Genomic DNA, 14,904 nt, shown 5'->3' with positions numbered 1-14,904 from the left:
GTCTAATACGATCGTTATGTTTTGATGGCTGAGTTTAGTGTAGATCAATCAGTACTAAATTATATGGCCAAGGTATTATAAGAATGTTTAAATACTCGACTATTAGCGCGGAGTGTTGCTCTGAAATGGATGAAAAAATGATTGTTTACTTTGAGCCTCGCCTAGTAAAGCTTGATCATGAATCAAAGGTGATTATTCAGCTTAATAGTACAATTTATAGCCATATTTATCTTTAGATTAGTGAGCTAGGGGTCCTCTTTAATCTACACTAAAATTTTTTACACATTCATAGTTGGATACTAATGTCTATAATGGAATTATTTTGATATGTATAATTTATCAATAGAGCTGCAAGTATATTTAATCTAAATCCGCTTTGCTCCGTAAATAATCACGGCAGTAGCCTTAGTAGATTAAGAAATAATGTATAATTTTATCAGGTTATGATCGCTCACCGTTTAGTTGACTGATTATTTATAGAAAAAATCATCTATATTCCCCGAAAGCTACTGATTCACAACAAGCCGAATAGAATCGTTTCTAAAGCTGGAGATATTACTTATCATGCTTCTTGAGAAAATACTGCAATTTTAACTACTTTAGTATTCTATTAGATTAATCCTGTTAGAAAAAACAACCTGTGGAGCTGAATACCTATAATGGAAATCGGTAAAACAAAAATTTCACTTGTACAGAATAGCTTATTTATACAGATCATCCCTCCTGTAAATATTTTCCTAGCCACTGATGGGGCTAAAACTATATAAGTGGTACGATAATTAATCTAGTCGGAAACTATTCATTCAAAATGACGTAATATAATTATTTTAAACGGGATAAGATCTACAACATTAATATCATCAACGTATGACGCTTTAGCTTATTAGCAAAAACTTTATAATCTGAACTTTCAGCAAATGTTTCTTAACTATTAGATACATGATACTTGTTCATTCTATGCTCGTAACACTTTGTGTTGCCGCTTTTTTTGTAAAAATAAAGTTGATTATATTTATTCGTATTAGTCACGTACTTTTATATACTTCCAAACTTTCACAAGAAATAGATTCATTTGTCGTCTAGCTATAACTTGAATTATTTAGACGACATAAGGGAGCTAGTCGTCTAAATTTTGGTTATATATTAAAATTTATTTATCTTAACATATTGAATTTATTGAGCTTTTTGTTGGGTGGTTTATTGGATTTTATTGTATCTTCTAGAAGAGCACAGAGTTCAATGTATTATTATAGATTCTAATATGAGTAATATTACCGCACAAGATAGATATTAGAAGTATCAACCTACATTCTTTAATTAAATGTCGTATTGCGGCTTAATTTATTGATTTGATATATTTTCGATTAGCCGATTAGCCAATGTGGTAACGGCAATCATTGCATTAGGTGTCCATAGTCTTATATGTGCAGGCATTCCTACAAACCAAATATTTTCTTGCTGTTCAATTTTTGCTGCCATAGATGATAAAATTGAAATAGAATCATCCATATGAGTACATTGACGATCTATTTCAAGATTGCCCTGCGAATTGACAAAGAAGTAGGGCGCATAATAACCTGTTGCATTAATCACAGCTTCAAAATGATATTCACCGACTCCCCAATCAATTAACCATGAGTTATGATGTTTTTCTGTCGATATGTTTTGTATTTCACCGGGTTGTACGATAAGTGAGCCTATATTAATATAATGTAAGAGCTTTTTCGCATTAGGTAAGGCGATAGCGGTAATATAACGTTCAAGTGTTTTTGCAAAATCAGGATGGAACGCGCCTTGAAAATAAGCATCCTCGGTTAAATATAATTCATTCATAGAAACTATAAAGTTAGAGGCTAAATCTTGCCATTCACAAGAGGCTTTTTCTGCAATCTCTATTTCTTCAGATAATCGATGATAAACATCATTTGCGGATGAAAATTGAGAATGGCAGGGCACTTTAGTATGTGTGTGAAGAGTTTTAATAAAATATCTTAAATACTTATAATTTAAACATTGATTATTATATTTTGATGCTTGTTTATTCCATAATGATCCTATTGACGCAATATCTTGTTTGTTAAATACGCTTTTAGTCATACGAATAAACTGGGTTCTTACCGCTGGGATCTGCCCAGAAGGGGATATCATGGTGACATGATGGCCTTCACGACATAGAAGCAGTGCGGCATCTATTGCTGAAAGTTTACTGCCAATAATTAATACCCGTGATTTAGATTGAATTTTCTTAAGCATATCCGCTTCGGGATAAGGCGATTTTATAAATGTAGGATGTTCTTGATGAGAATTTAATTTATCAGGAATACGCACATTACCAAATCCAGTACAAAAAATAACATCTGTAATTAATGGGGATTTTTCTTGCTGATCATCTGAATATTTTAATGAATAAAGTCCATTACCTTCAATTTTTAACGAATGAACTAAATAAGGAAGATGTACAATATTAATCTTTGATTGGGATGCAATAGCACAATATTTATCAAAACGATTACTTAAATATCTACCCATCCATTTTCTGGGAACAAATGTAGCTGCTTCAACATCGTATCCTTGCTCAAGTAAATAATCTAAAAAATCTAAAGGTTCATCAATAATTACAGACATGGTATCTATGGATGTATTGCAAATTAAATCATTATCTTGTGTGGAAAATACAATACCTGGGCCGATAGGTTTTGGATCGATAATATAAATAGTATCAGCGACGTGATTCCGGACTGCCGCGATAAAAGATGCCACCCCTGCGGCGCCACCTCCAATAATAGCTAGTTGTTTTCGTTTAATATTCATTAAAATATCCCCTAGAGAAATAAAGTGGGTTATTTAAGCGGCAATCGCTTCAATAATAGAAATATAGCTACCTGTATTGATAATTTGATTGATTTTTAATCCGGCCGTTTTAACTAATTGATGGAATTCTTGTTCTGTACGCTCATATCCACCTTCATAAATAGCCATACAAAGAATATCTAACTCTTTTCCCGTATGCGGAATATTATTTTGTGGAATTACTGTATCCATAATTAAAATTCGTCCACCGGGTAGCATTGATTCCCGACAATTACGTAATATCGTGGAAGCTTGTTCATCTGGCCAGTCATGAGTAATATATTTCAGCATGTAAATATCAGCTATAGGGCAGGATTCAAAAAAATTACCGGTGGTAATATCCCAGCGTGAATCATCATTCAATTCACCTAATCTGTGGCGAGAAATTACATATTCTCTATCAAATAAAATCCCTTGTGTTTTAGGATTGGCCAGTAAAACACTGAGTAGTAATCCACCAAATCCGCCAGCAATATCAACGATGGTAGCACCTTCGGGGAAGTTATAGTTTCGAGCCAAGAATAAGTTTTCTACCGCAGACATTGATGACATACCGACATGAAAATCATGATTAGCATCTTGTTTTTGTGCCCAATAATCAAAGAAAGCTTGGCCATAAAGATGTTTGAATGCTGGATTTCCTTTAACACTTTCAACCACCGAACCTAATGGCCGCCAACATGTTTCATCTGTGAGCATTAATACTGCACTTTTTAATGAATTTGGCTGATTTACACATAAGTATTGGGCTGCAGGTGTTAAGGCGAATTTTCCATTATCTTGCTCTTGGAATATATTTCTTGTAGCTAATAATCTTAAAATACGATGTAATTTATTTTTTTCAGCTTCAACTAGTTTCGCTAATTCTTCTGTTGTTTTAGGACCATCAATTAAATGATCTGCAACACCTAATAGAGTTGCAGCCCTTAAAGCAGCCTGATATGAATATCCTAAGGTTTGTTCAAGTAAATGTAAGGCGGCTATTTCATTTTCTGAAATAGTAGGTTGATGCTTAGCTAAGTTCATTTTATTTCCTTTGATTTAATTTAAAAATGATTTTGTTTAACTAAATATTGCTGTGACTATGCATTAATACTGCAACATCTATATGCTCTTTATTGAAATAATAGCGTAGTCTTATTTATTACTTTTTATTTGGTATCATTAAATATTCATTAGGATAACTAACATTCGAAGTGAAACTTTGAAGTATATTTAATGGTTTAATCATTATGTATACTTTTTCATTTGTCCAGTATTTATCATTAAATATATTTATTCAATTAACATTAACTTGTAAGTGCATATATTTAATGTGTTTTTATTTTTTATTCTTTTTTGTTTTATAGTTGAATAATATTAAATATTAACTACTTCAATATAATTAATCACTTTAAGTTTTTAAATTTCAATGTTGTATATTTAATTTATTATTCATTTTTCATGTGATTTTTAAAATAGTGTAATATAATTAAGTTACAGATAATTATTTATACTGAATAGTATAATAAATCACTCCAGTATTTTCACTCGGTGACTGTTGTTTAATTGACGATATATAATCAATAAATAAATTATTAATATAGAGTATAAATATTATTGATGTTTTTTATGTTTCTTTATAAAGTTAAATAATTAATTTTATTTCCATTGTTACACATTCAAAGTAATACTAATTTATACAAACTTTCAATTGTTTAACTTATTGATTTAATAGATAAGCTATTTATTTGTTGTCGAGAGTTATTAATAATCCTAAATCGATTTATAGTATCAGTGATACGTAGTGCTATATTTATCGTTACTACGGTCGGTAATTTATCGCAATATATTTATAAGCCGATATTTGGTATGTAGATATTACAGGTATTGTTCGTCAGGTAATGAAATGTGCTTTGGATGTAAATGTGACTTGTGCTTGTGGGGGGAGCTCCATATTACTGAAAAAGTTAAATTTTTTATTGTACAGTTTATTAACTAATCTTATTAATGAAGTAGGTCATTAAGTTAGATTTTACGTGGCAATATGCCTGCGGATAAATCGAGAATAAATGAATTTAGTATATATTTTATTGACTATTTATGTTTATCTAAACCATTAGGATTAATGCTAACTAATATGTTTATAGGGTGACAAACTGGAAATTATGAACATATATTACGCTATAGAAAAGTTATTACTGACAGTTTATTCTTTGTTCTTTATTCTATCATTTTCTTTATTAAAATATCGTAACATGTGGCAGGTTAATCTTTTATTTAAAAGGGTGAGGATAATTCACTCACCCTTTTATTGTTTTATATGTAATAAATTTAGAGATATAGATTATGAGAAAATATAGCAGCCAAATATTAGATATATATATTAGATTATCTTAATAAAATATTACCGGATTTAGCATCAACCAGAGTAAGGCTTTGAAACATTAATACGCCAATACAGATCAAGAATATGCCGGCTAATATTTTTACGATTAATAACCAGATTGGGCTAAATTTAGCGCCTTGCCACTGTGCTAATCTAATGGCTGTTTTTCGTAGATAAAAGACAAATATCGCTATAAAACTAATTGTTAATGCGGTTCCTAGTGACATTGCTAATGTAGCAACGATCCCCCATTTATAAGCATTAATAACATAAGTAAAAATTAATAGCAGTATGGCTCCAGAACAAGGGCGTATTCCCATACTAATGACAACCAGTAATTGAGTTTTCCAATTACTGGTCAAAATATGTTTAGAGACAGTATGCTGATGACTACAAGCACAATTTTTACTGTGTTGATGAGATGATATTGATTTAATAGTATTAATTTTTAGTGACGGTTTAGGAGGAGATATTAACGTTTTGAACAGCAACTTACATGCATTTACACAAAATATAGTGCCTAATATAACCATGATTCCATAACTTAATTTCTCGAGTATTAAACTACTTTGATGTACATAGCGAGTGGATAATTGAAATAGATAGAGAACAGCAGAGACAATAATAATTGCCATACTTGCCTGTAATAAAGAGGCGAGTAGGGTCAAAATAACGCTTCTTTTTAATCTAGTTGGATGTGTTGCTATATAGCTAGTGATAATGACTTTTCCATGCCCTGGCCCCATAGCATGCAATAAGCCATAAATAAAACTAACAACAATTAATATAACACCAGCTTGTTGAGGCTCAGCATCTACTTTTTGCAGTAATTCTGATAAGTGATAATTCAAACTACGTTGCCAAATAACTACTTGCTGTAACCAAACTATCCAGTGCGTATAAATCATGTAGCCAATTACTAGGGATAATATGATTATTGCTAGCAGCCAAGACGATTTTTGTATCCACTTAAATTTATCTGCTGAAATTATCGGCATATTATTTTTACTCGTTGTGCGAATTGAAGGCCTAAATTTATTTCTTTCTCTGGGATATCTTGATTATCTAATGAAGTAGCATATTCAATCGCCGATTGTGGAGGTTTTGAATTATTTAATTGTATTTCACAGACTGCCGCCATTTCGAGAGGTAAGTGGATAGCGTCTTGTTTTGGATAAGACATATCAATAAAGAATGTCGGGTCGTAAGTGAGTAATTCGAATTGATTTTGTTGTAATTGGATAGGTTTAGCTAAAGAAACACTAAAATTAAACACTAATTGAGATCTTTCTCGCTGCAAAGAATAACTATCAGGTAAGGCTTTAAATTGGACTTTATTCTTTTGATGATATAACTCACTGAAATAATTTTCTGATAAAATATTGGCCATAATATCAGCAGCTTGCTTCTTCCACTGCTTATCATTTGGTTTTACATTATTCAGTTCCGACAAGATATCTGCAGAAGTTATTGGATCCATTTTCCATGAAAAGGAAATACCAGTAAGTTGTTGATTATGAACTTCAAATTCAGTCTCTAGTGTAATGAAACTGTGTGGATGTGCTTGGGTGGATAACGAATAAAGCATTGATAAATAAATAATAAAAGTCTTGAGTAACTTCATAATAATCTTTTTGTAATTAAGTTAAGTAAAATACGATTATGAGCATGCGTCAGGCTTAATTGTAATGTTATAACACAAGGATCACAGGAGTGAAAATGAAGTTTAACGAATAAATATTTTTTGAATAGCCAATAGCATAGTAGCCACTAATTAATTATTCTTGATATGATTTTTTATATCCATCAGGAGAAAGCTGATTATTGGAACTCTATCAGCGCTTAAATCTTTAGAATATTTCAATATATTCGAAAATATCCATACGAGTATTTTTGTATGGAATAGTTTCTCCTTCTAGTTTCCTCTTTTAATATTTGAAAAAGCTTTCTACAATCGTATTATTATAATACTTTCCTCTGCTGCTTATTATTACTTCCAACTAATATTGCTTAAAAAATATTAATTATAGCATAGAATGGTTAACTAAAATTAACCAGTAATATAGTTTGTTATTATATACAGCATCACTGAAGATAATGTATCCCATCACCAGATCTACTCGTTTTTTAGTCTTCTAATAAACCACTCCATCTGATTGTTATCTGAGCAATTTTCGTGTCGGCTATACTCTATTTTATGAGCTACTGTCACAGTAGCTTTCTGCTTATAGTATAATTGTTTTGAATATTGTGGAACTATACTAGCTCTGTAAAAGATCGAGATCAGTTGATCAAAATTAGTTCATTTATTGATAATAGATAGTTTAGTCTTGCAAAGAATCTAAATCACCGGTAATGAATTAAAATTTGAAAGTTTAGAAAAGAGCTAATCCATTTATTGAAGATATAATAGTTACAGTGAAAAGTATAAATAATATAAAAAATTAAGATGATATATAAACTTAATAGTAAATTTGTACTTTCTGTAAAATATACTTATGCTGCCGAATACATCTCAAAAATAATAGATATTTTACTTAAAAATTAAGATTCATTATCTATTGCAGAACAATTATCTTGCCAATCCTATAACTCATTATTATTAAATTTTTAGGTGATTAGTTATTAATATAGTTAGAAACAAGATAATAAAAAATAATTGGTTATGTATATTAAATTATTGCTAACGAATATTGATGACTAATAAATAAAATTATACTATTTTCAGCTTCTTTAATATTAAGTTAGTTTACTAAAATTTTTTCTTTAAAAAAGAAAATATGTTATAAAAGATAATAATAAAAGTTAGCTATATATGTTATCAATACACTAAATGTGGCAAGCTTAGCTATTATTTCCATTTTTTCACTAGCCACAAACCACTTTGCTTCATTAAATAACCAAATAATACTCCTATTAATAAAGATGGAATTATTATTTTCCAATAACCTTGACCTGCAAAAGTAGAACAAGCACCAATAAAAGTACCTGGAATATAAGCTAACCATGATTTATACGCTTGGAAACACATGACAAAAGCAACTATTGTAGTAACTAAATAGCCAACATAATTAGGTAGATCATGGATAAATTCGTCACTATGGATAATAACTAAACCCCAGATAACACCACTGAAAACAGTAAGTACAGTTATTAATAAGCCTTTAATACCCTCTTTAGGATAAGCAAAATAAGCAGTACAACCCAAAAAACCGGCCCAGCTAATCAAACCAAACAAATCAGCAACCCATGCCCAAATACCAGAAAGAATTGCCGTAGTTAATGAAAGAGAAAAAAGTAGTTTCACAGTAGTCACTTGATAGATAATTAAACCAATGGATTTTAGAAAGCTGAGCATTGTATAGAGTCATTTGAATATATGCAATTCACTAGAATGTAAATAAGTTATATAATATGAAAATATGCTTAATATATTAGGGTCTGTTGAATCCATCTCTACTTTAATCAAACAAAATACTTTAATAATGAAATATATTTCGATTATCGAGATGTTAAATGACAAAAAGAATGAGCAGAAATGATACCACTGAGTTTAAGCAAGATGTCGTCATATTATCACTAAGTAGGACTAAGTATGTCGAAGTTGTTACTTTTTTAGGGATACAGATAAATAGCTCAGTTTGATCTCATCGTGATCCAACTCATTACTTATGAAGTCATAACTAAGCGTAAGCACAATGATGCGATGGTGGATAACGCGCTAAATAAAAATTTTAACCCTCTAGTCCTTAAAAAATTTTGGACGCAGAATATCACTTATTTAAAAATAGATGAAGGTTGGATGTATTTAGTCATTGTGATGCATTTATATTCTCGGCATATTATCGGTTGGTATATGTTATTTAAAATAAATATTGCATTGATTAATAGATAATTAATAATAGTATATAACTTGTATTCACCATTAAAAAGTTGTGTATTTTACTGTAAGCGCGGTAGTCAGTACACAAGTTGATTATATTAAGCATTGATAAACAATTATGATATGCGCTCTAGTCAAAGAGATGTACGGGCTTGTTGAGATAATACGGGTATTAAACGTTTTTTTGACAGCTGAAAACACGATTAGTTGTTTAAAAGATCTGATGCAAATCGAATCGAAATGAGATAAGACGTACTGAATTATCTTCGTTATTATAATTTAATGCGATTGTACACGGCAAATAATTATTTATCGCCAGTGTCGTATAAAAGCGCCTTCAGAAAAGTATCTTAATTTTATTGTGTAGAATGATTGGTAAGCTCATTTTATTGGGACTGAGCATAATCATAGAGGTCCTAAATTGTATTGGATACTATTGATACCAAGAGCTATCTAACAGACACTTGATTTAAAGGAGTTTAAATTTTGAGGAAAGTAGATTTTGCAGATTATTATAACGCAAAAAGCCTCGCATTTCTGCGAGGCTTCAAAATTTGTGGTTCTCGGACTCGGAATGAAACTCGCAATTTAATGCATTGATATATATTACATTATCGAAATTGAAAAATAAATGAGATCTCGTTACGGCCTCAAGATGTTTTTACATTGATTTTGAAGTCGAACAGGGTACTTTCTGTTCCATCCTAAATTGCAGTTTGGGTTCGTAGCACGGAATCGTACTCGTTACCGACTTCAAGTCTATTTCTTAACATCAAGTTGAATGATTTTAGCATAATTTTATCAAATTAATCTCTTCCTATTGAGGGGGACTGAAGACAGAGGGAATAGCTTATTTATACTTAGACCTTAATATTTAAAGAGTTTAACCTTGGATTGGATAAGTTTTTTCTTTGCTGTTCCGATAGTTTCATGGTGTTCACCGTAGATTAAGTATTACTTATAATGCACTGCTGGTATATTCATTCGTTCACGTCCAGAAAAATGGGTGTGCATTTGTCCCCCCCCCATTAATTGAGACACACCCAAATAGAGTTGTCTAACTGTTTACGATATGCCTTCGGTGGGAGATGATTTAAACTTTCGTGCGTTCGGTTTTGGTTATAATATTGCCACCCATCATGGGATAAAAAATATCGTGGTATTTTATTATCGGGCGAAAAGTTTACATCGAAAACCACTTATCGCTTTTACTTTTAGCAGGGGTATTGCAAGAATTTAGTGATTGATGTGCTTAGAGAAATATTCAATCGTGTCAATAAATAGCAAACTCCAAAAGTCTTTAATACGGATAAAGCTGTAGCTTTTATTATGAAACAAAAATATCGACAGTTGAAGATGAAAGACTGGGTGGCGAAATAAAACGTATTTTTGATGCATCGGGCCAGACTTATGGCAAAAGGCGTATTCAAGCAGAGTTAAAAGATTTAGATTATTGCATCGGTACGCATAAAATATCGAATATTATGAAATTAAATCAATTAATTGCGATTAAACTGACTAAAAAGCACCACTATCCATCATCAGGTAAGGCACATAGATATGCTTCTAATTCGCTTAAACGCCAATTTTTGCCTGAACATCACGATCGCTATTACGTCGGAGATATCACGTATATTCGGCATCATCATGGGGGAGTTATTTCGCCTGTGTGTTGGATTTTGCCACCAAAGAAATTTTTGGTTATACCTTATCAACAAAACCGGATTCGAAATTAGTGAAAGAAGCCTTAGATAACGCGATTGAACGGCAATTACGGGATACGACAAGTTTGATGTTCCATTCAGATCAAGGTTGCCAATATTTATCAGAAGAGTTTAGGTCACATCTCATTGACCGAAAGATAACCTAAAGCATGAGTCGTCGAGGTAGTTGTCTTGATAATGCTGTGATGGAAAGACTTTTTAGGCGTTTAAAGACAGAAAGACTCAACCCTTTATCGTTTATAAATCATCAATCTATTGTCTGTGAGGTTGAAAATTACATTCATTTTTACAATTATTATCGACGGCATTCAACGATTGGCTATTTAAACACCACATTAAAAATACCATGAACTAAAAAATGCAGCTTAGAGCTTCTACAAAATTTGTTGACCATTACCCTTTCTCTACGGTGATCTTTTTCACGAACTTTTCTAACTTTTTTTGTTCTGCAGGATCATTATTTTCGGCTAATAGCTTTCAGGCTTCATCATGTTTAAGCTGTGCATCAGCAAGAGAAATATCAGGGTAAACACCAATCGATAATTTTTTCTCTTTACCTGCGAATCGATATTTCATTCACCAGTAACGAGCGCCATTAGGTTTAATGAGAAGATAAAGTCCACGCTCATCAGAGAGCTTATACTCTTTGTCTTAAGGGTTGGCAGTTTGTATCTGCCGAGCGCTGAGTGCCGTAATGGGGGATCCTAAATTACATTGAACACGATGAGCCCCCAATCGACACTTGATTTAGTGTTGAGTCGTGTTGAGCTCGATGAGTGATAATACAAGGTAATTCAATGAATATAAAGGAGTTTACTTGACTTGAGGATATCACTGTAGAAGTGAAAGTGGTGCCGGACTCGGAATCGACTTTTCATTATAACTATCTGTATTTAAATTAATTAATCTAATTTATCCCCTCTTTTGTGCCCTAGTAGAGTTATACCGCTGTGTTTGAAGGCTGAATACCTGCTCACCACTGGGTTGTGGAGAGTTCATAGCTGAATGAATCTCTAGTGTCGAGCTTTGGTTCGTTGGTAAAAGAAGATAGAAAACTATCTGATAATGCTGCTCGTTATCTGTAGCATTATTATCTGAAATAAATATCTATTGGGACAGGTTCTTAGTTTAGTCATTAATAATATTAGGAAATGAACTTATTAATAATGAGTGTTTGGAAATATAGGATAAAATACAGTATGCCAAATCTTAGTAATTTATTTAAAAGTTTATTTATATCGCATGTTCATTTTTTATTTCAGAATAATATATTATTTTATGATTAATCTAAGGCGAGTGTTCTTTGGGTGATTTGATTTTATGATAAAGTATTAATTATAATATTTTATTGTTTTTTTGTATTCTAGTTAAGACTTATTTAGCGTGATTAACTATTTTTTTTGATTATCTATTTTTGATTTTTTATAAAGTGTTTTTTATCAATTGGTTATGTTGGTTTTTTTGTGTTTTTTTATGTGGTGTCGTATTAAGATTAAGTATTCAAAATTCCTTACTTTTGATTTTTCATATTTTATAAATATACTATCGTACAGTTAATTGCTTCACTCTTTTTCAGTTAATGATGAGTTCAGATATCGATAATGATTGAGCATTTTGCCTCAGTGATGTCAATATACAATTGCGTCCTATATGTCTTATTTTCTTTATTATTTTTATTATGACTGAACTATTCTTTTATTTTTATCATTATTGAGGTGTACTTATGTTATTTGAAAAATCATTATTAACTTTATCGTTAATGACCTTATCTGCTGCTGCGTTATCTGCACCTATCGCTAATTTAAAAGTCACCGGTTCAATTACACCACCAACTTGTTTAATTAATGGGGCAACTGAAGATACCTTTACCTACGATTTTGATATTTCACCGGGTATTTTCCCCGCTTCAGGTAATTTAGTGTTAGATCCACAATCGCAAAATATTGAAGTGGTGTGTGATGCAGCAACCTATTTGACCTTTACTGCGGTTGATGATCGTGCGGGTACTGAGCTGACTGCGGGTGATAATAACTTTGGTTTAGGTACTTACGAATCTGACAATGTTGGTTTCTATACGGTGACCATGGAAAATGCCACGGTAAAAGCGAATACAGATGCAGATGCGACTAGTGTTAGTGTGCAAGTCGGCAGTGATTTTGGCCCAACCGGTACTGTCAGCAAATCTCAACCTGTAGTTTGGGCAACTGGTGTGGATACATTGGCTCAAGGTCAAATCTTCGCTGCTGATTTTGCCGTCACGCCAACCATTAACGGCGTACTGAAAAATAGTGCAGGTGATGCGTCTCTTGATGGCTATGCTGTTTTGACGTTTGCGTTTGGTCTATAAGCACTTTTACTGAAAATAAGTCATTTAATCTTATAAAGAACGGCTCTCAATGTATATTTAGCGAGCCGTTATATTGTTTGAGTATCTGAAATCAGAGTAAACAATATGATTATGATGATAAGAAAAGGATTTACGCATGAAAAAGCAGTTATTTGGCTTGACGTTACTAAGCGCATTAGTTTCATCCAGTGCGTTGGCTACAGGCTCCGTTGCCAATCTTCAAGTGAAGGGCGATATTAAGCCACCAACCTGCATAGTCAATGCTGGGGACAATGATATTCTTTTTGATTATGGGCGCATATCACCTTCAGTGATCCCTCAATCGACCAATTATCAACTTCCAATCAGAACAACAACGTTAGAAGTAGTTTGCGATGCTCAAACTTTTTTGACGTTTACATCGACCGATAATTATACGATCAATTCAGTTGAAACCTCGATTCAAGATGAAGTCTTCGGGTTAGTTGATGCCTCGGATACGACAAAAGAAGTGGGGAGGGTTGGTTATGTTATCAAGGATCTGTCTGTTGATAATGAGCCTGCTTATTTAGGTCGCTCAGGAACTAAAACTGCGTCAGCAGCTTGGTGGGCTGACTCTTTAGTCAGAAATGCGGTTATCGGCTGGACATCTTTACAACAAAACAATGTCGCTAATCCCAGTGAGTTACAGCTGGTTGCGGGTAAAAAATTTACAGCCACACTTTCGACAGGCACCCATACTACCAGCGGCGGTGTGCTTGCAACAGCGATATTATCTAAAGATAGATTAAGTGAAGAAAGTATCGATATTACTAATGGCTTGGATTATTTAGGGCAAGTGACTTTAACCTTTAATTTTGGTGTTTAAATATTGATTGGGTTGCTATGTCAGCGCATGACTACTTTTTATTAAACGCCCCCAGTTGATAATAACAGGATTTTGAATATGAAAAAACAATTGTTAGGTTTATCTGTATTGGTCACTTTTTTATCGGCGAGTGCATTAGCTGCAGGCCCCGTCGCCAATATTCAAGTGACGGGAGATATTAAGCCACCAACCTGTACGGTGAATGGTGGGAATGATGATTTATTATATGCGTTGGGAAATTATTCACCCAGTTTAATTTCTAATACCAGTGTTTACCAATTTCCATCAGTCAGTAACCAATTAACTGTCAGCTGTGATGCAGAAACCTATTTAACCTTTAAAGGTGAAGATGCTTATCCCAGTGTAGATACCATTATCTCTAGTACGGAAAATATCAATGCTAAATATGCGACATTTAATCTGGTCAATGCCGACAATACTGAACAGCAAGTTGGGGGAATTGTATTTAAATGGAGTAATGTGATGGTTGATGGGCAGCCTGCATTTCTGAGTCGTGCTAATGATGGTCCTAATGCGGGCACATGGAATCAAGATACTGTTTTACAAAAAAATGTCACTATCGGTTGGACTAGTAAACAACAAAAAAATGTTGCTGTGGATGAACTTGCATTGGTTTCTGGAAAAGTCTTTACTGCAGATATCTATAATCGTAATGATTCTAACCGTTCTTATATTCTATCAAATGAAACATTAGCTACAATTGGTATCGATATTTCTGAGGGGGTTGATTTTATCGGCCAATCTATTCTTACCTTTAGTTTTGGTGTTTGATTTTTATTTTAGCCATTCTAGCAATATGCGAGGATGGCTATTTTAATCGAGAGAAGCCTTGCCTTTTTGCTCGTTTTCAAGGCGTTTATTTAG

At 32.5% G+C, this 14,904-nt stretch carries 11 protein-coding genes and 2 pseudogenes; 7 read left to right on the top strand and 6 right to left on the bottom strand.

All coding sequences use genetic code 11. The features are described from left to right. Positions 1-1,341: 1,341 nt before the first annotated feature. The 5 genes from M992_RS14120 to M992_RS14100 form a co-directional block, all read right to left on the bottom strand. Positions 1,342-2,811, bottom strand: coding sequence for an FAD/NAD(P)-binding protein (locus M992_RS14120; protein WP_053909166.1), 1,470 nt, complete (start codon positions 2,809-2,811; stop codon positions 1,342-1,344). Positions 2,812-2,844: 33 nt separating this feature from the next. Next, positions 2,845-3,876 carry a methyltransferase gene (locus M992_RS14115; RefSeq protein ID WP_053909165.1) on the bottom strand — a complete coding sequence of 344 codons (1,032 nt, stop codon included), beginning with the start codon at positions 3,874-3,876 and terminating at the stop codon, positions 2,845-2,847. A gap of 1,344 nt (positions 3,877-5,220) precedes the next feature. Next, positions 5,221-6,126, bottom strand: a complete 906-nt coding sequence (locus M992_RS14110; protein WP_248842535.1) for a nickel/cobalt transporter — start codon at positions 6,124-6,126, stop codon at positions 5,221-5,223. Positions 6,127-6,206: 80 nt separating this feature from the next. Beyond that, positions 6,207-6,842 carry a DUF1007 family protein gene (locus M992_RS14105; protein ID WP_053909163.1) on the bottom strand — a complete coding sequence of 212 codons (636 nt, stop codon included), beginning with the start codon at positions 6,840-6,842 and terminating at the stop codon, positions 6,207-6,209. A gap of 1,227 nt (positions 6,843-8,069) precedes the next feature. After that, complete coding sequence (locus M992_RS14100; protein ID WP_134473758.1) at positions 8,070-8,525, bottom strand: DUF1097 domain-containing protein; 456 nt, start codon at positions 8,523-8,525, stop codon at positions 8,070-8,072. A 345-nt stretch (positions 8,526-8,870) separates the two neighbouring features. Between M992_RS14100 and M992_RS15015 the strand changes: the two genes are divergently transcribed. From M992_RS15015 to M992_RS15695, 4 genes and pseudogenes are all read left to right on the top strand, one after another. Then, positions 8,871-9,113 (top strand): hypothetical protein, encoded by a 243-nt coding sequence (locus tag M992_RS15015; RefSeq protein WP_053909161.1) that lies wholly within the window; start codon positions 8,871-8,873, stop codon positions 9,111-9,113. A gap of 1,328 nt (positions 9,114-10,441) precedes the next feature. Next, a complete protein-coding gene (locus M992_RS15705) occupies positions 10,442-10,837 on the top strand; it encodes an IS3 family transposase (RefSeq protein ID WP_082335448.1) in 396 nt (131 codons plus the stop codon). Then, positions 10,756-10,971 (top strand): annotated as a pseudogene (locus tag M992_RS15700) (DDE-type integrase/transposase/recombinase); the annotation flags it as partial. The gene M992_RS15705 and the pseudogene M992_RS15700, both read left to right, overlap by 82 nt. A gap of 3 nt (positions 10,972-10,974) precedes the next feature. Beyond that, the gene (locus M992_RS15695; protein ID WP_072165981.1) at positions 10,975-11,175 is read left to right on the top strand and encodes an integrase core domain-containing protein; all 201 of its coding nucleotides are present in this window, start codon (positions 10,975-10,977) and stop codon (positions 11,173-11,175) included. Between the two features lie 52 nt (positions 11,176-11,227). On the opposite strand, the pseudogene M992_RS14875 reads toward M992_RS15695, so the two are convergent. Then, positions 11,228-11,521, bottom strand: a pseudogene (locus M992_RS14875) (Arm DNA-binding domain-containing protein); the annotation flags it as partial. A 1,027-nt stretch (positions 11,522-12,548) separates the two neighbouring features. Here M992_RS14875 and M992_RS14090 point away from each other — a divergent pair. From M992_RS14090 to M992_RS14080, 3 genes are all read left to right on the top strand, one after another. After that, positions 12,549-13,172: a fimbrial protein gene (locus M992_RS14090; protein WP_053909160.1), complete on the top strand. Its 624-nt coding sequence runs from the start codon at positions 12,549-12,551 to the stop codon at positions 13,170-13,172. A 136-nt stretch (positions 13,173-13,308) separates the two neighbouring features. Further along, entirely contained in the window at positions 13,309-14,019 is a 711-nt protein-coding gene (locus M992_RS14085) for a DUF1120 domain-containing protein (protein WP_053909159.1), read from the top strand. Positions 14,020-14,097: 78 nt separating this feature from the next. Continuing rightward, a complete protein-coding gene (locus M992_RS14080; RefSeq protein WP_053909158.1) occupies positions 14,098-14,811 on the top strand; it encodes a fimbrial protein in 714 nt (237 codons plus the stop codon). Positions 14,812-14,904: the final 93 nt, after the last annotated feature.

This window comes from Moellerella wisconsensis ATCC 35017, from assembly GCF_001294465.1.
Classification (GTDB): Bacteria; Pseudomonadota; Gammaproteobacteria; order Enterobacterales; family Enterobacteriaceae; genus Moellerella; species Moellerella wisconsensis.
Note: the sequence above shows the minus strand (reverse complement) of the source record. Positions and strands in the feature narration are given on the sequence as shown.

Coding starts and splice junctions, on each gene's coding strand:
- M992_RS14120 (WP_053909166.1), bottom strand. CDS start 2,811: ATGAATATTAAACGAAAACAACTAGCTATTATTGGAGGTGGCGCCGCA.
- M992_RS14115 (WP_053909165.1), bottom strand. CDS start 3,876: ATGAACTTAGCTAAGCATCAACCTACTATTTCAGAAAATGAAATAGCC.
- M992_RS14110 (WP_248842535.1), bottom strand. CDS start 6,126: ATGATTTATACGCACTGGATAGTTTGGTTACAGCAAGTAGTTATTTGG.
- M992_RS14105 (WP_053909163.1), bottom strand. CDS start 6,842: ATGAAGTTACTCAAGACTTTTATTATTTATTTATCAATGCTTTATTCG.
- M992_RS15695 (WP_072165981.1), top strand. CDS start 10,975: ATGAGTCGTCGAGGTAGTTGTCTTGATAATGCTGTGATGGAAAGACTT.
- M992_RS14090 (WP_053909160.1), top strand. CDS start 12,549: ATGTTATTTGAAAAATCATTATTAACTTTATCGTTAATGACCTTATCT.
- M992_RS14085 (WP_053909159.1), top strand. CDS start 13,309: ATGAAAAAGCAGTTATTTGGCTTGACGTTACTAAGCGCATTAGTTTCA.
- M992_RS14080 (WP_053909158.1), top strand. CDS start 14,098: ATGAAAAAACAATTGTTAGGTTTATCTGTATTGGTCACTTTTTTATCG.